We start from the raw sequence: 19,262 nt of genomic DNA, 5'->3' as shown, positions 1-19,262 counted from the left end.
TCAGCTCCCCGCGTTCTCGGTCACGGCCTCGTCCCCGCCCGCGGCGGCGACCCTGTCGCCGACGCCATCCGCGCCCCGGCTGACGGCCCCGGCCGCACCCTCGCCGCGCCCTGTGCGCTCCTCGGCCGCCGACCCACCCGTCTTCCCCATATCCACAGTCCCCACAGTCCCCGCGGTCTCCGCCATCTCATCGGTCTCCGCGAGGAGTTCACGGACCGCCCGGGCGACCACCTCCGGGTACTCCATCATCGCCACGTGCCCGGCCTCCGGCAGGCTCAGCAGGCGGGAGTCGCGGAAGGCGCGCGCTGCTCTCTGGCGCATGCGGTAGCCCACGAGCTGGTCGCGGCCGCCGTAGATGAGCAGTGTCGGCGCCAGCACCCGCTCGGCCTGGCGCCACAGGGCGTGCTGGCCGCCCAGCGTGTAGGCGTTGACCAGCCCGCGCGCGGAACGGGTCATCGCGTCCCAGAAGTACGGCAGTTGCAGCCGCCGCTCCATCTCCTCGACCGCGTTGCGGAATCCTTCCGGAGTCACCCGCTCGGGGTCGCCGTAACAGAGGTGCATCACGCCGCGGACGCGCTGCTCCGCCGTCCAGCCCCGGGTGAGCCGGGTGAAGAGCGCGGTCACTCCCGGCACCGCGAGCAGTGCCGTGGGCGCGGCCGTGCGCTGGACGCGGATTTCCGGCAGTGCAGGTGACACGAGAGTGAGCGTACGGACCAGATCGGGACGAACCGCCGCGACGCGCGTGGTGACCGCGCCGCCGAGCGAGTTGCCGAAGAGGTGTACGGGACCGCGGCCGCAGGCGTCGAGATAACGAATCACCGCGCGTGCGTGCGCGGTGATCGAGTAGTCGCCGTCGTCCGGCGGCGGCGAGTCACCGAACCCCGGCAGGTCGACGGCCTCGCCGTCGACGTCTCCCTCGAGCTGCTCCATCAGCGCCGACCAGTTCTGCGAGGAACCGCCGAGTCCGTGGACGTACAGCGCGGGCGGCAGGCCTTCGCGCGCGGGTGGCCTCGAACGCACCGTCAGCGTGATCCCCGGCAGCCCGACCGATCGAAGCCGCTCCCCCTCCGCGACCCTGACGGTCGCCACCTTGGGCAGCACATTGGCAGTCGCCGGCGCGGACGGGAGTTCGGTCGAAGACATGCGGCAATGTTACGAGACGATCACGCCCTGGTTCATGTGTTCGCCGTCACAAGTCGACACGTACATGGCAGTCGCAGCATGACGCACACACATGGCCCCGCCCATCGCGCACGGACACGGCAGCCGCATGACCTGCCCGTCAGGCCTCGAGCCACCCGCGCGAAACCCGCCCACATCGCCCGCAGGTCCCCCGCGGATCGCATAGCGTCCGGAACTTGTGTCTCCTAGGCTCATACGCAGGGCACCCGCATATGGACCCCTGCTTCACCCAGGGACGTTGTGCCCCACCCACGGGGACGTTCAAGGAAGGGAGCCCGCCATGACCGTCGATCCCACCGATCCCGAGACGTTCGTGAACGACGACACCCAGGAAGCCCAGGAGTTCGACGTCGAGGCCCCCACGGCCGACGCGGCCGAGCAGCACGCCGACGTCCGGCCCGAGCGCGACGATCCGGTGACCGGCGAGGACCAGGACCGGGCCAGCGAGGCCGATCTGGCCGAGCAGGCGCGTGTCGTCTCCATCGACGAGGACGACTATCGGTGAACGAAGGTGCGGTCGGCGAAGGTGTGACCGGACGCGAAAGAGCGCGGAAGAGAGCGCCGCTGAGCAGGAATGAGGCCATTTGTTGCCCGTTCCAGCCCGGTTTCAAACCTTCTGCATGACTATCGTCACCGTCCGGTCCGTGAAATTCTGCGCTCGCACCGCGCACAGCAGGGTTACCGAAAAGTACGATGGCGGCGCGGCGCACACCGCATGTGGACGACATTGGGAGGCGGCGTGACAGCCATCGAGCAGACAGAGGCGGCACGCCCGCGGGGCACGCGCCTGCCGCGCCGTGCCCGACGGAACCAGCTCTTGGGCGCCGCCCAGGAGGTCTTCGTCGCGCAGGGCTACCACGCCGCGGCGATGGACGACATCGCTGAGCGTGCCGGCGTCAGCAAGCCGGTGCTCTACCAGCACTTCCCGGGCAAGCTGGACCTGTACCTCGCCCTGCTGGACCAGCACTGCGAGTCCTTGATCCAGGCCGTGCGGAACGCGCTGGCGTCGACGACCGACAACAAGCAGCGCGTACGGGCGACGATGGACGCGTACTTCGCGTACGTCGAGGACGACGGCGGCGCCTTCCGCCTGGTCTTCGAGTCGGACCTGACGAACGAACCGGCCGTGCGCGAGCGCGTCGACAAGGTCACCAACGAGTGCGCCGAGGCGATCTGCGACGTCATCGCCGAGGACACCGGCCTCTCGCGCGCTGAGTCGATGCTGCTCGCCTCCGGCCTCGGCGGTCTCGCCCAGGTCGTGGCCCGCTCCTGGCTGCACAGCGACCGCAGCGTTCCGCGCGACCAGGCGGTGCAGCTGCTGACGTCCCTGGCGTGGCGCGGCATCGCGGGCTTCCCGCTGCACGGCACGGACCACCACTGACACGCACGCGCGTGTGCGGGGCGTTTGTTCCCGTCCGCTGTTCGCTCCTGGCGTTCTCGGGCGGAGCGTGTACGTCCCCTCACCGGGCTAATGTGTGCTGGGTACGGCGCGGAAGGTCGCGCACTTCACTGACCGTCGGAGGGACATAGCCGTGGAGGTCAAGATCGGCGTGCAGCACGCGCCCCGCGAGATCGTTCTGGAGAGCGGTCAGAGTGCCGAGGAGGTCGAGCGGGCCGTGTCCGAGGCACTGGCCGGGAAGTCACAGCTGCTGACCCTCGTGGACGAGCATGGCCGCAAGGTTCTGGTCCCGGCCGAACGCCTCGCGTATGTGGAGCTCGGTGAGCCGGCCCCGCGCAAGGTGGGCTTCGGCGCGCTGTAGGAAGGCGCCGCCGGACAGGCGTGACAGGAGGGGCCCGACGACTTCGGTCGCCGGGCCCCTCCTGTTTCCCACGGAGTCCTCCACGGATGGGTTTCTTCACGAACGGAGCACAGGGCGATCACAGGGGAGGATTGCATTCCGCAGGTCAGGGGTATGACGGGCTACGACCGTTTCGAGCAGGCCGGCCATGTGGGAGGGACCCCAACATGCTCTTGGAAGCGCTGAGCTCCGCGATCCTCGGCCTGGCCCTGGCATGGGCTGCCGCCCACCGCCTGCCGCACCGTCTTCCGGCCCGTTCCCTGGTCCTGCCGACGGGTGTCGCCGGCGCCCTCTTCGGCGCCTTCATCACGCACACCGCGCTGGACTTCGGCAACCTCTTCCTGATCCTCATCGGCGCGGCAGTGGTCTCCACCGCCTCCCTCTCCCTGCTGGTACGCCCGGCGGGAAGACTCCACCGCCACTCGGCGACCGCGTAACCCCAGAGGACCGGCCGCCAGACCCCTGACGCCGGTCCGCACCTTCAGCCCGTCCGGCGTTTGAGGAGGAGGCCCGTTCAGGGCCGATGGGGGTCCAGGGGGCGGAGCCCCCTGGCGGGGCCGAAGGGGCAGCGCCCCTTCAGGATGGGACGGGTAGGGGCGGCGGGGGCGAAACCCTACGCGGCCAACCCCAGCGCAGCCATCCGCTTGGTGTGCGCCTCAGTGATCCGCGAGAACATCCGCCCGACCTCCGCGAGATCGAACCCGTCCGCGACCCCACCCACGAGCATCGTCGACAGCGCATCCCGGTCGGCCACCACCCGCTGCGACTGCGACAGCGCCTCCCCCATCAACCGCCGCGCCCACAACGCAAGCCGCCCACCCACACGAGGATCGGCATCGATCGCGGCCCGCACCTTCTCCACGGCGAACGACGCATGCCCGGTGTCGTCGAGCACGGCCAGCACCAGCCCGCGCGTGTCCGAGTCGAGCCGAGCCGCGACCTCCCGGTAGAAGTCACTGGCGATCGAGTCACCGACGTACGCCTTGACCAGCCCTTCCAGCCAGTCGGAAGGCGCCGTCTGCTTGTGGAACCCGTCCAGCGCCGCGACGAACGGCTCCATGGACTCCGTCGGCTCGGCCCCGATCTCGGTCAGCCGGTCCCGCAGCTTCTCGTAGTGGTGGAACTCCGCCGACGCCATCTTCGCCAGCTCCGCCTTGTCCGCCAGCGTCGGCGCCAGCTTGGCGTCCTCCGCGAGCCGCTCGAACGCCGCCAGCTCCCCGTAGGCCAGCGCGCCCAGCAGGTCCACGACAGCGGCCCGGTACTGCGGATCGGCGGAGGCCTGCGCCCAGTCCTGGGCGGCGACCCCGGTGTGTTCGACGGCGGAGTCAGCGGTGTCGGGGGCGTCAGGGGTGTTGTCAGGCGTCGTCATGAAGCGCACAATAGCCCGCTCACCGCGTCGGGGAAGGCCCTGGTCAGTGACTGTGACGCCGACTACGTGACCAATTCGGCCATCGCATGTGCGCGTTTCCGGGGTATGGTGGTAATGCGCCCGCTGAGTACTCAGACGTATCTCGACGGGCCGCACGTTATGAGGATGCCCGGTCGGTGGCCCGATCGGCTCCGACCCGACAGCCCTCCACGGCCGTACGGCACTCTGCGTACGGAGCCCGGAGGGGGACACCCTCAGCGGTACGAGCGCTAGAGCGTCGGCAGTGGTCCCGTGCCTTACGGCCCGACCGTATGGCAGCCGACGTCCCCGGCACGGTCCGTCAAGACCCCCGCGCTCGCCTCGCACCGCGTACACAGAAGAGGCAGCACCCTGACTACGACTTTCCGAGAGCTCGGAATCCTTCCCGAGACCGCCGAGGCCCTTGAGGCCGTCGGCATCGTCACCCCCTTCCCCATCCAGGAGATGACCCTCCCCGTCGCCCTCTCCGGCACGGATGTCATCGGCCAGGCCAAGACCGGTACCGGCAAGACGCTGGGCTTCGGTCTCCCGCTCCTGGAGCGCGTCACCGTCCCCGCCGACGTGGAGGCCGGTCGCGCCAAGCCCGAGGCCCTCACCGACGCCCCGCAGGCGCTCGTCGTCGTCCCCACGCGCGAGCTGTGCACGCAGGTCACCAACGACCTGCTGACCGCGGGCAAGGTGCGCAACGTCCGCGTCCTCGCCATCTACGGCGGCCGGGCCTACGAGCCCCAGGTAGAGGCCCTCAAGAAGGGCGTCGACGTCATCGTCGGCACCCCGGGCCGGCTGCTGGACCTCGCGGGCCAGAAGAAGCTCGACCTCAAGCACATCAAGGCGCTCGTCCTCGACGAGGCCGACGAGATGCTCGACCTGGGCTTCCTGCCCGACGTCGAGAAGATCATCAACATGCTGCCGGCCCGGCGCCAGACCATGCTGTTCTCGGCGACCATGCCGGGCGCGGTCATCGGCCTCGCGCGCCGCTACATGTCGCAGCCCACCCACATCCGCGCCACCGCGCCGGACGACGAGGGCGCGACGGTCGCGAACACCGCGCAGTTCGTCTACCGCGCGCACAACATGGACAAGCCCGAGATGGTCGCGCGCATACTGCAGGCCGACGGCCGGGGACTGGCCATGGTCTTCTGCCGTACGAAGCGCACGGCGGCCGACCTCGCCGACCAGCTCCAGCAGCGTGGTTTCGCCGCCGGCGCGGTCCACGGTGACCTCGGCCAGGGCGCCCGCGAGCAGGCGCTGCGCGCCTTCCGCAACGGCAAGGTGGACGTCCTCGTCTGCACCGACGTCGCCGCCCGGGGCATCGACGTCGAGGGCGTGACACACGTCATCAACTACCAGTCGCCGGAAGAGGAGAAGACGTACCTGCACCGCATCGGTCGCACCGGCCGCGCGGGCGCCAAGGGCATCGCGATCACCCTCGTCGACTGGGACGACATCCCGCGCTGGCAGCTGATCAACAAGGCGCTGGAGCTGAACTTCAACGACCCGCCGGAGACGTACTCCACCTCCCCGCACCTCTTCGAGGAGCTGAACATCCCCGCGGGCACCAAGGGTGTCCTGCCGCGTTCGGAGCGCACGCGTGCCGGGCTCGGGGCGGAGGAGCTGGAGGACCTCGGCGAGACCGGCGGACGCGGTGCGCGCGGTCGCGGTGGCCGGGGCGGCCGGGACGAGTCCCACTCGTCCTCGCCGGACCGCGAGCGCTCGGCGCGTACGCCGCGTCGCCGCCGCCGTACGCGCGGCGGATCATCGCTGGACGGGACGTCGGCGCCGGCCGCCGGTCCCGCTGTGGCGGACGAGACCGTCGAGGCGACCACGGCGGAGGCCGTGACCGCGCCCCGCACCCCGCGCCGCCGTCGCCGCACCCGCGGCGGGGCGTCCTCGGAGCCGGCCGCTGCCGTGACGGCCACGTCCTCGGCGCCCGAGCCCGCGGAGGCCGCTGAGGCGGCCGTCGCGACGGCGGAGGGCCCGTCCCTGGACGCCTCCGAGGAGGCCGCGGCGAAGCCGCGCCGCCGCCGGACGCGCAAGTCGGCGGAGTCGAAGGCGACTTCGACCGAGGCGACGACGCCGGAGGCGCAGGCCACGACGGTCTCGGAGCCCGACGAGGCTCCCGCCACCACGCCGCGCCGCCGCACCCGCAAGGCGACGACGGCCGCCGAGACCGCGGTCGACACGGCCGAGAGCGCCGCCGAGGCCGTACAGGAGACCCCGGAGGCGACGGAGCCCAAGCCGCGCCGCCGCACCCGTAAGGCAGCGGCCGCGGTCGACACGGCCGAGGGCACCGCCGAGGCCGCACAGGAGACCCCGGAGGTGGCGGAGGAGTCCAAGCCGCGCCGCCGGACGACCCGCAAGGCGACGACCGCTGCCGCGGAGGCTGCCGTCGACACGGCCGAGGCCACCGAGGCCAAGCCCAAGACGCGCCGCACCCGCAAGACCACGGCATCCGCCACCGAGGCCGCCGACATCCCGGCCCAGACGGCCGCGGAGCCGGAGGCCGCCGAGGCCAAGCCCAAGCGCACCCGCAAGGCAACGGCCGCAGCCGAGGCAGCCGTCGACACGGCCGAGGCCGCGGAGGCCAAGCCCAAGACGCGCCGCACCCGCAAGGCCACGGCCGAAGCCGCCGTGGACACGGCCGAGGGCACGGAGGCGAAGCCGCGCCGTACGCGCAAGGCCGCCGCGGCCGTCGCGGAGCCGGAGGCCGCCGAGGCCAAGCCGAAGCGCACCCGCAAGACAGCGGCCGCAGCCGAGGCCGCCGTCGACACGGCCGAGGCCGCGGAGGCCAAGCCCAAGGCACGCCGCACCCGCAAGACCGCGGCGACCGCTACCCAGGCCGCCGACATCCCGGCCCAGGCCACGCAGGAGCCGACGGCCACGGAGGCGCCCGCGCCCCGTCGCCGTACCCGCAAGGCGGCGGCGACCGTGGTGGAGGCCGCCGACGCCACGGCCGAGGTGAAGCCCAAGGTGCGCCGTACCCGTAAGGCCACGGCCGCCACGGAGCCCGCGGAGAGCTGATCTCCCGTACGACGGCCCGGTCCCGCCTCACGCGGGGCCGGGCCGTCGGCGTACCCGGGCCGCCTTACGCGGTGCCGGGCGCCGCCACCCCCGAGCCGCCCCGCGGGCCCCTCACAGGACCGACCCACCGCCCCACCCGAGCCACCAGGTAGGGCTCTGGCAGCACACCGGCTACCCTCCCCCCGTGACCACCCAACCCGCCTTCACGCCGCCCCCGAACGCCCGCGCCTACCCCCTCGGCACCTCTCGCGGGGCCTTCGCCGTCGTCGACTCCCCCGCCGCCCCTGGCGTCGAGCCCCGCGGCGTGGCCCTGCTGCTTCCCGGATTCACCGGCAGCAAGGAGGACTTCACGCTGATGCACGAGCCGCTCGCGGCGCGCGGCTACCGTACGGTCGCCGTCGACGGTCGCGGACAGCACGAGTCGGACGGCCCGGAGCGCGACGAATCCGCCTACGCGCAGGACGAGTTGGCCCGAGACGTCCTCGCCCAGGCGGCGGCCCTGGGAGGCACCCCCGACACCCCCCTGCACCTCTTCGGCCACTCCCTCGGCGGCCAGATCGCCCGTGCGGCCGTCCTCCTCGACCACGCGCCGTTCCGCTCACTCACCCTCATGGCGTCGGGCCCCGCCCAGATCTCCGACTCCCAGCAGCAGCGCGTGAAGCTGCTGCGGGACGCGCTCGCGGTGATGACCATGGCCGAGACCTGGGAGGCGATCCTCGCGATGGGGCCGCCCGAGGAGGTCGGCGGGCCGGCGCGCGGCATCGGTGGCCAGGAGCTGCTGCGGCGCCGTTGGCTCGGCACGAAGCCCGCGCAACTCCTCGCGACGGGACGTCAGTTGTGCACGGAACCGGACCGCGTCGACGAACTCGCCACCGTACCGCTCCCGTTCCACGTCCTGTCGGGAGCCAGCGACGACACGTGGCCGGTCCCGGTCCTGGACGACATGGCCGCCCGGCTGAACGCCCGCCGGACGATCATCCCCGGCGCCGAGCACTCCCCCAACGCCGACCAGCCCCTGCCCACGGCCGAGGCCGTCGCCGACTTCTGGGACACCGTCGACGGCGACAGCGCCCACCCGGCAGAGGCCTAATACTGCGCCTGCAGGTGCTCCCAGAACCCGTCCCGCAGCGCCCGCCGCAGATCCGCCTGCCCGCGCAGCGAGTACTGCAGCAGCCCCTCCGCCTCCACCAGCAGGTCCTGGTCCACCGATCCGGGGAGGTACGGGTGCCCGGGCAGCAGCTCGACCAGCGACTCCCGCCCGCGCGCCGCGAGCCACTTCGCGGCGATCTGCGCGCCGACGAACCGGACGTCCTCCCGCGTCGGACGGGCCCCCGCCGCCTCGTACGCGGCGGCCGTGCGCCGGGAGACGTACGGCTTGAAGAAGTCGAGGTCGAGGGTGCGCTGACTGTCGACCTCCCAGAGCAGGGGCTCGGCCTGGTTGCGGCCTTCCGGCGCCTCGATGCCCCACAGGTGCACCCGCGCCCCGTACCCCTGCGCCGCCTCGACCGCCGAGACCAGGTCCTCGTCCCCGCCGAGGAGTGCCGCGTCGCTGATGGCGCGGTGCCTGGCCAGGGACTCCAGGTCGGTCCTGATCAGTGAGTCGACGCCCTTTTGCTGGTTGTTGGCGTTGAGGTTGCCCAGCCGCACCTTCACATCGGGGAGCTCGGCGATGGACTGCTGCTCCGCCGTGTGGATACGGCGCCGCGCACCGTCGTACCAGTAGACCCGCAGCAGCCGGCTGTCCGCGAAGATCGTGCGGGCCCGGTCGATGAGCGCCTCGATCAGTCCCTCGGCGTCCAGGTCGAAGGCCCGGCGGTCCTCCGTGCCGGCGACGAGCCGTCCCGCGGCGGCGTACAGATAGCCCGCGTCGACGAAGATCGCATGGGTCGAGGGCGTCTTCGCCACCTCGGCGAGCATGCGTTGCAGCAGCTCGTTGGTGCGGTCGATGCGCGCGGCGAGTGCCGCGAGGTCGTCGTTCATCGCCTCCATTGTCCTGGCGGTCACGCTGCGAACACAACCGGTCCCGGTCAGTCCCGCGGCGATCTCTCAGCAGCCACTTACCGGTCAGTAGTTAGCCGTTCGAAAAATTTCTTTAGCGTAGGGAATGTTTGTAACACGCAGGCCGTTGCATACGTGTGTAACCAAGTGTGAACCCAGTAGTTCTCCTCAGGAGGATGACCAGACGAAGGGAGAAGCCATGCGCTTCGAAATCATGCGACTCGACGAGGTCGACGGCACGCCCGTGGACAGCACTGTCGTGGACGCCGCCTCCGTCAACCGGATCGTTCAGCAGGCCGCGGCAATCGGCCAGCGGCTTTGGATCCGACCGGCCGAGACCATGGCCTCATAACAGACGCGGATCACCGCAGAAGCTTCGAAGCCCCCGCACGGCACAGGCCGTGCGGGGGCTTCGCGCATGCTCCGCCCGGGCTCAGGCGCCCTGGATCACCTGCGTGACGCCGTTGATGATCTGCTGCACGGCGATCGCCGACAGCATCATGCCCGCGAGCCGCGTCACCAGGACCACGCCACCGTCCTTGATGACCCGGATGATCAGCAGCGAGTACCGCATCACGAGCCACAGCACGACATGGATGGCGAGGATCGCCGCCCATACCGACACCTGCGTGGCGGCGCTGTCGGCCTTCTGCACGGCGAGGATGACCGACACGATCGCACCCGGCCCGGCCAGCAGAGGCATGCCCAGCGGGACGAGGGCGACGTTGACGTCCTTGGTCTGCTTGGGCTCGTCGGTCTTGCCGGTGAGCAGGTCGAGCGCGATCAGCAGGAGCAGCAGCCCGCCCGCGATCATCAGCGCGGGGACGGAGACATGCAGGTAGTTGAGGATCTGGTGGCCGAGGAGCCCGAACACCGTGATCACTCCGCCCGCGACACAGACGGCCTGGAAGGCCATCCGCTTCTGCACCTTGGCCGGGCGGCCGGCGGTGAGCGCGAGGAAGATCGGGGTGATCCCGGGGGGATCCATGATGACAAAGAGGGTCAGGAACAGGGAGCCGAAGACGGCGAGGTCGAACATGGGTGATGGGCCTTGCGATGGGGATGAACGCGCGGTGGGCGGGCAGGGGGATGCTCGGCCGGGCTACGGCCGCTGTGCCGCTACCGCTGTGGGCAGTCGTTCCGCGGGGCGGAACGGGTGGGCACAGCCGACGACGCCGGGTGCCTCTGAACGAACGTGAAGCTGACCGACCTAGACTCCGCCGGCCCCCGGCACGGGAAACGCCCCGGTCGCCCGGCGCGTGATCTCGCCGTACACCTCGGGATCCGTCGTGTACTCGCCGAGCACGCACGTCTTGCGGCTGCCGTGGTAGTCGCTCGACCCTGTCGTCAGCAGCCCGAGCTCCTTCGCGAGCCCGCGCAACCGCGCGCGCGTGTCGGGATCGTGGTCCATGTGGTCGACCTCGATGCCGTCGAGCCCGGCCGCGGCCATGTCGGCGATCGCGGACTCCGGCACCGTACGGCCCCGCTTGCTGGCGGCGGGGTGCGCGAAGACGGCGACGCCGCCCGCGGCCTTGATCAGCCGGATCGCCTCGAAGGGATCGGTCTCGTGCTTCTCCACGAAGGCCCGCCCGCCGTCGGCCAGCCAGTCCTGCGTGAAGGCGTCCCCCACGGTCGGTACGACTCCGAGCTCGACCAGCGCGGTGGCGACATGCGGCCGGCCGACCGAGCCGTCACCGGCGATCCGCAGCACCTGCTCCCAGGTGACGGGCACGCCCAGCTCGTTGAGCTTGGCGACCATGCCCTGAGCCCGGGGCACCCGGTCGTCGCGCACCAGCTCCCGCTCGGCGAGCAGCGCCGGCTCCTCGGGATCGAAGAGGTAGGCCAGCATGTGCATGCTGATGCCGTCGATACGGCAGGACAGCTCGGCGCCGGTGACCAGGCTGAGCCCCGACGGCAGCGCGGCGATCGCCTCGGCGTGCCCGCGGGTGGTGTCGTGATCGGTGAGCGCCACGACGTCCAGCCCCGCCGCGGCGGCGTTGCGCACCAGCTCGGCCGGGGTGTCCGTGCCGTCGGAGGCGGTGGAGTGGGTGTGCAGATCGATACGCACGACGCGAACTCCAGTCGGTGACGGCGCGGAAGGGGACGCTCAAGGATAACCGCATTTTCAACGACTGCTGTCACAGTCGTACGGCCGAGCGCCCCTTACATCGGCCCCCTAGGGGGCCGAACCCCCACTCGCGCAGGCCCTACGGTTCAAGCAAGCGTGGCGACAACGCCCCGCAAGGCACCAGCTCCACCTCCGCCCCCGCGTCGCGCAGGTCCGTCAGCACCAGCTCGTCGTACATCAACAACCCGGACTGCTCGGGCCACACGACCGCCCACAGCCACATCCCGAGCGCCTCGCCCGCGAAGACGGCGCGGTCCTCGGGGGTCCCGGAGACATGCCACAGCGGGGTCGGGCGGCCGGCGGCCAGAACCTTGGCCTGGGGTGGCTTCTCGACGTTCATGTGCGGTCCCGGGTCCGGTCCGTCCATGCCCGCGTAGCGCGCGCCGAGGCCGACGCCGAGCTCCTCGGCGACCAGGATCAACTCGCCCATGCCGCCGAGCGGGCCGGGTCCGGAGCAGGCCACCGCGGTCGCGCGGCCGCCACTGCGGTCGTCGCCCGCGCTGGCGACACCCGTGAACAGCCAGCCGATCGGCAGCGGCCACGGCATCCACACCGGCACCTGCGTGCGGTGCACCACGACTTCGAGGGCCTCGACGCTGGGCGGGATCACGGGCTGCACCGGATGCACGGTGCCGTGCACATCGCACTGCCAGGTGTCGGCGAAGAGTCCGGGAGCCCTGACCCGGCCACCACACTTCGGGCAACTGGGTTCGCCCCTCATAGGGCCCCACGGTCCTACCCCTCGTGCGCCACGTCAAGGACGATCACCCGTCCGGGCGGAACCGGTTCTCGAAGGAGGCGGCTCCACCTTTGCATCGTTAACATGCCTAACTTAATATGTGTATATGCCATCTATCTCACTGCGTCAGCCGAAGGCCGTGTGGGCGACCGCCGGCGCGTCCGTCGTCGCCTTCATGGGCATCGGACTGGTCGACCCGATCCTGCCGTCCATCGCGAGCGGGCTGAACGCCACCGCCGGACAGGTATCTCTGCTCTTCACCTCGTACTTCCTCATCACCGCCGTGGCAATGCTGGTCACCGGCTTCGTCTCCAGCCGGATCGGCGGCCGCAGGACCCTGCTGCTCGGCCTCGCGTTCGTGGTCGTCTTCGCCGGGCTCGCGGGCACGTCCGGATCGGTCGGCGAACTGGTCGGCTTCCGGGCCGGATGGGGGCTCGGCAACGCGCTCTTCGTGTCCACGGCCCTCGCGGTCATCGTCGGCGCGGCGGCCGGAGGCAGCGCGGCGGCGATCCTGCTGTACGAGTCCGCCCTCGGCCTCGGCATGGCGTGCGGGCCACTGCTGGGCGCGCTGCTCGGGGACGCCAGCTGGCGCTACCCGTTCTTCGGTACGGCCTTCCTGATGGCCGTCGGCTTCCTGTGCATCGCCGTGTTCCTGAAGGAGCAGCCGAAGCCGGCCCACAGGACCTCCCTGCTGGACCCGCTCAAGGCGCTCGGTCACGGCGGCCTCGCGTCCGCGGCGGTCTCGGCGTTCTTCTACAACTACACGTTCTTCACCGTGCTGGCCTTCACGCCGTTCGTGCTGGACATGAGCCCGTACCGGTCGGGTGCGGTGTTCTTCGCCTGGGGTGTGCTGCTCGCCGTGTTCTCGGTGATCGTGGCGCCGCGGCTGCAGGAGCGGTTCGGTTCGCTGAAGGTGCTCGGCGGCTCGCTGGTGCTGCTCGCCGTGGACGTGCTCGTCCTCGGCTACGGCGGCCACACCACCGCCGTCGTCTGCACGGTCCTGTCCGGCGCGTTCATCGGCGTGAACAACACCGTCTACACGGAGCTGGCGCTCGGCGTCTCCGACGCGCCTCGCCCCGTGGCGAGCGCGGGCTACAACTTCGTGCGGTGGTTCGCGGCGGCGGCCGCGCCCTTCTTCGCGCCGAGGATCGAGGAGTGGACCGGCAGCATCCACGTCCCGTTCGTGGTGGCGGCGGTCACGGCTGTCGCGGGCGCGCTCGTGGTCGTCGTACGGCGCAGGGCGCTCGCGCACGACGCCGAGGAACTGGAGACGAAGCACGCGGTCGAGGACAGCGTCACGGTGTTCGCCAACTGACGCTTTTCGGCCACCGGTTGGTGAGGTTGCTCACGCCACGATCACTCCAGCGGGACGGATGCGCGGGCGGGATCCCGGAGGTCCGTCCCGTTCGTCAGCCAGCGCTCCTGGAGCGCCTGGGCGCCGTGCACGCGCTTCCAGGCGGCCTCGTTCGGGGTCATGGGCAGCAGCGGCAGGAAAAGCACGGGGTCGGCGGGCTCGTCGAGTTCCAGATCATCCACCAGGCCACCCGGCTCGGCGACCAGGACCGAGGTGAACGGGGCGCCGGGCCACAGCGGTTCGCCGACGTCCAGAGAGGCGCCCGGGGCCACGATCACACCCTCCACCTGCGGGGACGCGGCGAGTACGGCGAGCGGGCGGAGCACCTTGTCGGTATCGGCGAGGCCGGAGCGGACGGAGAGGATCAGCTCGGCGCGCGGGCCCTTGACCGGGTCGGCGAGCACCGCGGTGGGGTCGCTCATCGGCTGCGCGGACATGCCGAGCGTGGCGTAGCGGACGATGTCGCCCTCCTGGAAACGGAGCACCTCGATGCGGTCCGTACCGAGGAAGGTGACCGCCGCGCGCGCGTCCGGTTCGCCCAGCGCGGTGCGCAACCGGGCCTCGACCAGAGGAAGAACATCAGCCATGCGGCGAGCATAGAACTCGTCAGTACCGGGCAAAGCAGCGCCTTGACACTTCAGTCGGCTGATACTCTTGCCCGGTGTTCGGGGCAGCACGCAGAAGCGTCGCGATCGAGTCCCGACGCCAAGTTCGACTCCCCTAGGGGAACCCCGAACGGGGTATGGAACGTCCCTCACGAGGGACCGGCCGGAGGAGGTGGGGCTGTCATGGATCGAAGTCGACCGTGCAGTACCACTCGCTCTTCCCGCCGCTGATGTAGCTGATTCGGCTGTTCCGCTCCGGCTGACCGCCGTCCTTTCACGCTCGCGTCCTCACACGGAAGAGCACTTCGTTTCGCTTTGCCTGATCTGTCTGATCTGAATCAGCAACGAAGCCCGCCACCGCGACGGTGCGGTGCTCCCCGCTTTGTGGACGTGCCAAACATCCTGAGGTCAGGACGTCCCCATTCCGGGCAGTTCCATCCGTTCGGCGGCCCTCCGCGCTTCGTTGCCCGTTGCGAAGGAGCCCTGCCCATGTCGATGATCCGCGACCTGCGTGCCGTGGTCCGCCCGTCCCGCGTCTCACTGCGCAAGGACACCGGCGCGTACGACACCACCCGCGACCCCGCGACGCCCTCCGCCGTGGTCGACTGCGCCGTCTACCGCAACGGCGCCCGCGTCGAGAGCTCGAAGCCCCTGACCCCGCACGAGGCGATGCGTCAGGTGCGGCGGGACGGCGGCTTCGTGTGGATCGGTCTGCACGAGCCGACCGAGGCCGAATTCTCGGGTATCGCCGGTGAGTTCGGGCTGCACCCGCTGGCCGTGGAGGACGCGGTGCAGGCGCACCAGCGGCCCAAGCTGGAGCGGTACGACGACTCCCTGTTCACCGTCTTCAAGACCATCCACTACGTCGAGCACGACGAGCTCACCGCCAACAGCGAGATCGTCGAGGCCGGCGAGGTCATGTGCTTCACCGGGCGGGACTTCTTCATCACCGTCCGGCACGGCGGCCAGGGCTCTCTGCGGGCGCTGCGGCACCGGCTGCAGGACGACCCCGAACTGCTCGCCAAGGGCCCGTCGGCCGTACTGCACGCGATCGCCGACCATGTCGTCGACGGATATGTCGCCGTCGCCGACGCGGTGCAGGACGACATCGACGAGGTGGAGACGGAGGTGTTCTCGCCGGGCCGGAAGGGCACGCCCCGCGGCACGGACGCCGGACGGATCTACCAACTCAAGCGTGAGGTCTTGGAGTTCAAGCGCGCGGTGTCGCCGCTGCTGCGGCCCATGCAGCTGCTGAGCGAGCGGCCGATGCGGCTGATCGACCCGGACATCCAGAAGTACTTCCGGGACGTCGCCGACCACCTCGCCCGGGTGCAGGAGCAGGTCATCGGCTTCGACGAACTCCTCAACTCCATCCTCCAGGCCAACCTCGCGCAGGCGTCCGTGGCGCAGAACGAGGACATGCGGAAGATCACGTCGTGGGCCGCGATCATCGCCGTACCGACGATGGTGTGCGGTGTGTACGGGATGAACTTCAAGCACATGCCCGAGCTGGGCTGGAAGTACGGCTACCCGATGGTCATGACCATCACGGTGGCCCTCTGCCTGGGTATCCACCGCACGCTGAAGCGGAACGGATGGCTCTGACCGGGTCGGAGACCGCTGGATAGTCTTGGGCCATGACAAGCGAGCTGCTCGACCAGGCCCTCGTCGAGGAGGCCACGAAGAAGTCCGGCCTCATCTGGGTCAAGGGCCCCGGTGTCCCGGCCCGGGCGCTGTGGCACGTGTGGCACGAGGGTGCGGCGTGTGTCGTGGGCGACGGGCCGGGCGAGCAGCCGCTGCCGGGGCTGGCCGACGGGGGCGAGGCCGAGGTGACGGTCCGCAGCAAGGACAAGGGCGGCCGGCTGGTCTCCTGGAGCGCGAAGGTCGTCGAGCTCGCGTCGGGCTCCGAGGAGTGGGAGGCGACGGTCGGCGAGCTGAAGGGCAAGCGGCTCAACGCTCCCGACGGCGAGGCCATGCCGTCCCGCTGGGCCCGCGAGTGCCGGGTGCTGCGCCTGGAGCCGACCGGAACCACCGCCCCGCTGCCGGACGGCTCCCTGGCCGAGGCGCCGCTGCCTTCCCCGGCGACGACGCGTCAGCCGATCCCCGCGGGGCTTCCCCGGCTGCTGCTGAAGAAGAAGCGGCGCCGGTAGACGGTCACGACGTCGGCAGCTGCCTGCCGTAGTCCACCGTGTCGTCCTTCGCCGGCTTCTCCAGGGTGAAGTCCTTGCCCCAGGAGGAGAAGGTCAGGGTGCCCGCGCCGCCGGCCCGGGTCAGGCGCAGGGGGTACGGGGCGCCCTCCAGGGAGACGTCGAGGGTGCCGCCGGAGCCCGCGTCGCCGGTGATGCGGATGGTGCGGGTGCCGGCCTGCTCGTGGTGGCCGTCGGTCGCCAGCGTGCCGTGGAGGGTCAGCAGGCCGTCGAGGAGGACGTCCTTGTCGGTGAAGCCGCTGAACTTCTTGTACGAGGGGTCGCCCTGCGGCACCTTCACGAACTTGCCGTTCAGCTTGTCCGCGGCCGCGGTGTCCGACTTGTCCGCGCCGCCCTGCGCGCCCGCGTCGCTCCAGAAACCGGCGTCGGCCTTCAGATACAGCTGCTCACCGATCCGCAGCAGCTGGAACGTCGTTCCCCGCACGGTGACCGACCCCGTCGCGCCGTCGGACTTCAGCCGCATGTCGAGTTGGTAAGTGCGCCCACTGGTCACCACGTTCCCGGAGAGGCGCACCGCGTCGGTGGCGTCGGCGGCCGCACGGGTCTTGCGCTGGATCTCGGCGGCGGGAAGCTTACCGACCCCGTTGGTGCCCTCGTCGGGGTCCTCGCTGCATCCCGTCAGTGCCGTTCCCGACACGACCAGGGCGCACACGGCACTCACCAGCGCGGCCCGGCGCGTACGACCCTGGGGAATCGCAGTCACAGGTGGGGCTGCCTTTCTGTCATGGGACCCGAGCGGCGTACGGCAGCGTACCGGGCGGTCAGGTCCCCGGCGGAGCCAGTCCGTCCGGACCGCTCACCAGGGCGTATCGGATCCGGACGGGCTAGCCTGAAGCCCACCCGAGCGGGCAATTCGGAAAACCGGCACAGCACGCGAAACAGCGAACAAACAGCGACAGCAACACGGCACATCCCGCACACAAAGGAGCCGCAGCCATGGCAGCCGGCGCCCCCCGGATCTTCGTCTCGCACCTCGCCGGCGTCGCCGCGTTCGACCCGAACGGCGACCAGGTGGGCCGCGTCCGCGATCTGGTCGTCATGCTGCGCGTCGGCCGGCGCCCCCCGCGCCTGCTCGGTCTCGTCGTCGAACTCTCCACCCGGCGCCGCATCTTCCTGCCCATGACCCGCGTCACCAGCATCGAGTCCGGCCAGGTCATCACCACCGGTGTGCTCAACGTCCGCCGCTTCGAGCAGCGCCCCACCGAGCGCCTCGTCTTCGGTGAGCTGCTCGACCGGCGCGTCACCCTCGTCGAGACCGGCGAGGAGGTCACCGTCCTCGATCTGTCGGTGCACCAGCTGCCGGCCCGCCGGGAGTGGGAGATCGACAAGGTGTTCGTGCGGAAGGGCGGCCGGAGCGGCACCTTCCGGCGCGCCAAGGGAGAGTCGCTGACCGTCGAGTGGTCGGCTGTCACCGGCTTCTCCGCGGAGGAGAAGGGACAGGGCGCCGAGAGCCTGCTGGCCACCTTCGAGCAGCTGCGCCCCGCCGACCTCGCCAACGTCCTGCACCACCTCTCCCCCAAGCGCCGCGCCGAGGTGGCCGCCGCCCTCGACGACGACCGCCTCGCCGACGTACTCGAAGAGCTCCCGGAGGACGACCAGATCGAGATCCTCGGCAAGCTGAAGGAGGAGCGCGCCGCGGACGTCCTGGAGGCCATGGACCCGGACGACGCGGCCGACCTGCTCGGGGAACTCCCGGAGGACGACCAGGAGCGCCTGCTGAGCCTGATGCAGCCCGCCGACGCGGCCGACATGCGCCGGCTGATGGCGTACGAGGAGCACACCGCCGGCGGTCTGATGACGACGGAGCCGATCATCCTGCGCCCCGACGCCACCGTCGCCGACGCCCTCGCCCGCGTCCGCAATCCCGACCTGTCCCCCGCCCTCGCCGCCCAGGTCTACGTCTGCCGCCCACCCGACGAGACACCCACCGGCAAGTACCTCGGCACGGTCCACTTCCAGCGGCTGCTGCGCGACCCGCCCTACACCCTGGTCAGCTCGCTCGTCGACGAGGCACTGGAGGCCCTGGATCCGGACGCGGCGCTGCCGGTCGTCGCCGGGTTCTTCGCGACGTACGACATGGTCGCGGCGCCCGTCGTCGACGAGTCGGGGTCGCTGCTGGGCGCGGTGACCGTGGACGACGTGCTGGACCACATGCTGCCCGACGACTGGCGGGAGACGGAGTTCCACCTGGACGAGGACACGGGAGAGGGGGTGGCGGCCCATGGCTCCTGAGCGTGAGGGCACGCGCGAGCGGGTGGTGTCGGGCGCCACCGCGGCCAGCCGGGCGCCCCGCGCGCGCCTCGACCAGCCCCGGCCGCCGCGCCGCCGCATCCTGCCCGAGTGGGACCCGGAGGCCTTCGGACGGCTGTCGGAGCGCATCGCCCGTTTCATCGGCACCGGGCGGTTCCTCGTCTGGATGACGGTCGTGATCATCGTGTGGGTGCTGTGGAACATCGCAGCGCCGAGCGACCTGCGCTGGGACGAGTACCCGTTCATCTTCCTCACCCTGGCCCTGTCCCTGCAGGCCTCCTACGCCGCCCCGCTGATCCTGCTCGCTCAGAACCGCCAGGACGACCGCTCCCGGGTCGAGCTCGAACAGGACCGCAGGCAGAACGAGCGGTCGATCGCCGACACCGAGTACCTGACCAGGGAAATCGCCGCCCTGCGCATCGGCCTCGGCGAGGTCGCCACCCGCGACTGGATGCGCTCGGAGCTCCAGGACCTGATGAAGGAGCTGGAGGAGATGGGCAACGGTCACCGCGAGCACGGGGTATTCCCGGCAGATCGGTCGCCGGGACGTGACGTAGACGACCGCTGACGG

General features: G+C 70.9%; 20 protein-coding genes. 12 read left to right on the top strand and 8 right to left on the bottom strand.

The annotated features are described in order from the left end of the window. Nucleotides 1-1,143, bottom strand: coding sequence for an alpha/beta fold hydrolase (locus ACIREI_RS14580; RefSeq protein WP_403332198.1), 1,143 nt, complete (start codon nt 1,141-1,143; stop codon nt 1-3). A 319-nt stretch (nt 1,144-1,462) separates the two neighbouring features. Between ACIREI_RS14580 and ACIREI_RS14575 the strand changes: the two genes are divergently transcribed. From ACIREI_RS14575 to ACIREI_RS14560, 4 genes are all read left to right on the top strand, one after another. Further along, a complete protein-coding gene (locus ACIREI_RS14575; RefSeq protein WP_403332195.1) occupies nt 1,463-1,687 on the top strand; it encodes a hypothetical protein in 225 nt (74 codons plus the stop codon). 234 nt (nt 1,688-1,921) lie between these two features. Then, entirely contained in the window at nt 1,922-2,563 is a 642-nt protein-coding gene (locus tag ACIREI_RS14570; RefSeq protein WP_095749057.1) for a TetR/AcrR family transcriptional regulator, read from the top strand. Nucleotides 2,564-2,714: 151 nt separating this feature from the next. Beyond that, complete coding sequence (locus ACIREI_RS14565) at nt 2,715-2,942, top strand: DUF3107 domain-containing protein (protein WP_003998121.1); 228 nt, start codon at nt 2,715-2,717, stop codon at nt 2,940-2,942. Nucleotides 2,943-3,148: 206 nt separating this feature from the next. Further along, nucleotides 3,149-3,418, top strand: a complete 270-nt coding sequence (locus ACIREI_RS14560) for a hypothetical protein (protein ID WP_403332191.1) — start codon at nt 3,149-3,151, stop codon at nt 3,416-3,418. A gap of 176 nt (nt 3,419-3,594) precedes the next feature. Here the strand turns inward: ACIREI_RS14560 and ACIREI_RS14555 are convergent, their stop codons facing one another. Beyond that, complete coding sequence (locus tag ACIREI_RS14555; RefSeq protein WP_403332189.1) at nt 3,595-4,350, bottom strand: ferritin-like fold-containing protein; 756 nt, start codon at nt 4,348-4,350, stop codon at nt 3,595-3,597. A 483-nt stretch (nt 4,351-4,833) separates the two neighbouring features. On the opposite strand from ACIREI_RS14555, the gene ACIREI_RS14550 reads away from it, so the two are divergent. Together ACIREI_RS14550 and ACIREI_RS14545 are read left to right on the top strand one after the other, a co-directional pair. Beyond that, nucleotides 4,834-7,410, top strand: a complete 2,577-nt coding sequence (locus ACIREI_RS14550) for a DEAD/DEAH box helicase (RefSeq protein ID WP_403332186.1) — start codon at nt 4,834-4,836, stop codon at nt 7,408-7,410. Between the two features lie 184 nt (nt 7,411-7,594). Continuing rightward, nucleotides 7,595-8,500 (top strand): alpha/beta fold hydrolase, encoded by a 906-nt coding sequence (locus ACIREI_RS14545; protein WP_403332183.1) that lies wholly within the window; start codon nt 7,595-7,597, stop codon nt 8,498-8,500. Here ACIREI_RS14545 and ACIREI_RS14540 read toward each other — a convergent pair. After that, nucleotides 8,497-9,390 (bottom strand): NYN domain-containing protein, encoded by an 894-nt coding sequence (locus tag ACIREI_RS14540; RefSeq protein ID WP_403332181.1) that lies wholly within the window; start codon nt 9,388-9,390, stop codon nt 8,497-8,499. The two genes, ACIREI_RS14545 and ACIREI_RS14540, sit on opposite strands and share 4 nt — an antisense overlap. A 217-nt stretch (nt 9,391-9,607) precedes the next feature. On the opposite strand from ACIREI_RS14540, the gene ACIREI_RS14535 reads away from it, so the two are divergent. Beyond that, a complete protein-coding gene (locus tag ACIREI_RS14535; RefSeq protein ID WP_403332178.1) occupies nt 9,608-9,760 on the top strand; it encodes a hypothetical protein in 153 nt (50 codons plus the stop codon). A gap of 81 nt (nt 9,761-9,841) precedes the next feature. On the opposite strand, the gene ACIREI_RS14530 is transcribed toward ACIREI_RS14535, so the two are convergent. The 3 genes from ACIREI_RS14530 to ACIREI_RS14520 form a co-directional block, all read right to left on the bottom strand. Then, the gene (locus ACIREI_RS14530; RefSeq protein ID WP_403332176.1) at nt 9,842-10,447 is read right to left on the bottom strand and encodes a MarC family protein; all 606 of its coding nucleotides are present in this window, start codon (nt 10,445-10,447) and stop codon (nt 9,842-9,844) included. A gap of 171 nt (nt 10,448-10,618) precedes the next feature. Continuing rightward, on the bottom strand, nt 10,619-11,476 hold the full coding sequence (locus ACIREI_RS14525; protein WP_403332173.1) for a PHP domain-containing protein: 858 nt from the start codon (nt 11,474-11,476) through the stop codon (nt 10,619-10,621). Between the two features lie 139 nt (nt 11,477-11,615). Beyond that, the gene (locus tag ACIREI_RS14520) at nt 11,616-12,257 is read right to left on the bottom strand and encodes a DUF6758 family protein (protein ID WP_403332170.1); all 642 of its coding nucleotides are present in this window, start codon (nt 12,255-12,257) and stop codon (nt 11,616-11,618) included. A gap of 124 nt (nt 12,258-12,381) precedes the next feature. On the opposite strand from ACIREI_RS14520, the gene ACIREI_RS14515 reads away from it, so the two are divergent. Next, nucleotides 12,382-13,590: an MFS transporter gene (locus ACIREI_RS14515; protein ID WP_403332168.1), complete on the top strand. Its 1,209-nt coding sequence runs from the start codon at nt 12,382-12,384 to the stop codon at nt 13,588-13,590. 41 nt (nt 13,591-13,631) lie between these two features. Here ACIREI_RS14515 and ACIREI_RS14510 read toward each other — a convergent pair whose 3' ends face one another. Next, entirely contained in the window at nt 13,632-14,216 is a 585-nt protein-coding gene (locus ACIREI_RS14510; protein ID WP_403332165.1) for a suppressor of fused domain protein, read from the bottom strand. Between the two features lie 507 nt (nt 14,217-14,723). On the opposite strand from ACIREI_RS14510, the gene ACIREI_RS14505 reads away from it, so the two are divergent. Then, a complete protein-coding gene (locus ACIREI_RS14505; protein ID WP_403332162.1) occupies nt 14,724-15,839 on the top strand; it encodes a magnesium and cobalt transport protein CorA in 1,116 nt (371 codons plus the stop codon). 32 nt (nt 15,840-15,871) lie between these two features. Next, entirely contained in the window at nt 15,872-16,384 is a 513-nt protein-coding gene (locus ACIREI_RS14500; RefSeq protein WP_403332159.1) for a hypothetical protein, read from the top strand. Nucleotides 16,385-16,388: 4 nt separating this feature from the next. Here ACIREI_RS14500 and ACIREI_RS14495 read toward each other — a convergent pair whose 3' ends face one another. Further along, nucleotides 16,389-17,144 (bottom strand): hypothetical protein, encoded by a 756-nt coding sequence (locus tag ACIREI_RS14495; protein WP_403332156.1) that lies wholly within the window; start codon nt 17,142-17,144, stop codon nt 16,389-16,391. A 233-nt stretch (nt 17,145-17,377) separates the two neighbouring features. On the opposite strand from ACIREI_RS14495, the gene ACIREI_RS14490 reads away from it, so the two are divergent. Together ACIREI_RS14490 and ACIREI_RS14485 are read left to right on the top strand one after the other, a co-directional pair. After that, complete coding sequence (locus ACIREI_RS14490; protein ID WP_403332153.1) at nt 17,378-18,673, top strand: magnesium transporter MgtE N-terminal domain-containing protein; 1,296 nt, start codon at nt 17,378-17,380, stop codon at nt 18,671-18,673. Then, nucleotides 18,663-19,259 (top strand): DUF1003 domain-containing protein, encoded by a 597-nt coding sequence (locus ACIREI_RS14485; protein WP_403332151.1) that lies wholly within the window; start codon nt 18,663-18,665, stop codon nt 19,257-19,259. The genes ACIREI_RS14490 and ACIREI_RS14485 overlap by 11 nt, the downstream gene beginning before the upstream one ends. The last annotated feature ends 3 nt before the right edge of the window (nt 19,260-19,262 follow it).

The organism is Streptomyces sp. NPDC093591, from assembly GCF_044764885.1.
GTDB lineage: Bacteria > Actinomycetota > Actinomycetes > Streptomycetales > Streptomycetaceae > Streptomyces.
The sequence above is the reverse complement of the archived record's forward strand: the minus strand, read 5'-3'. Positions and strand labels throughout refer to the sequence as shown.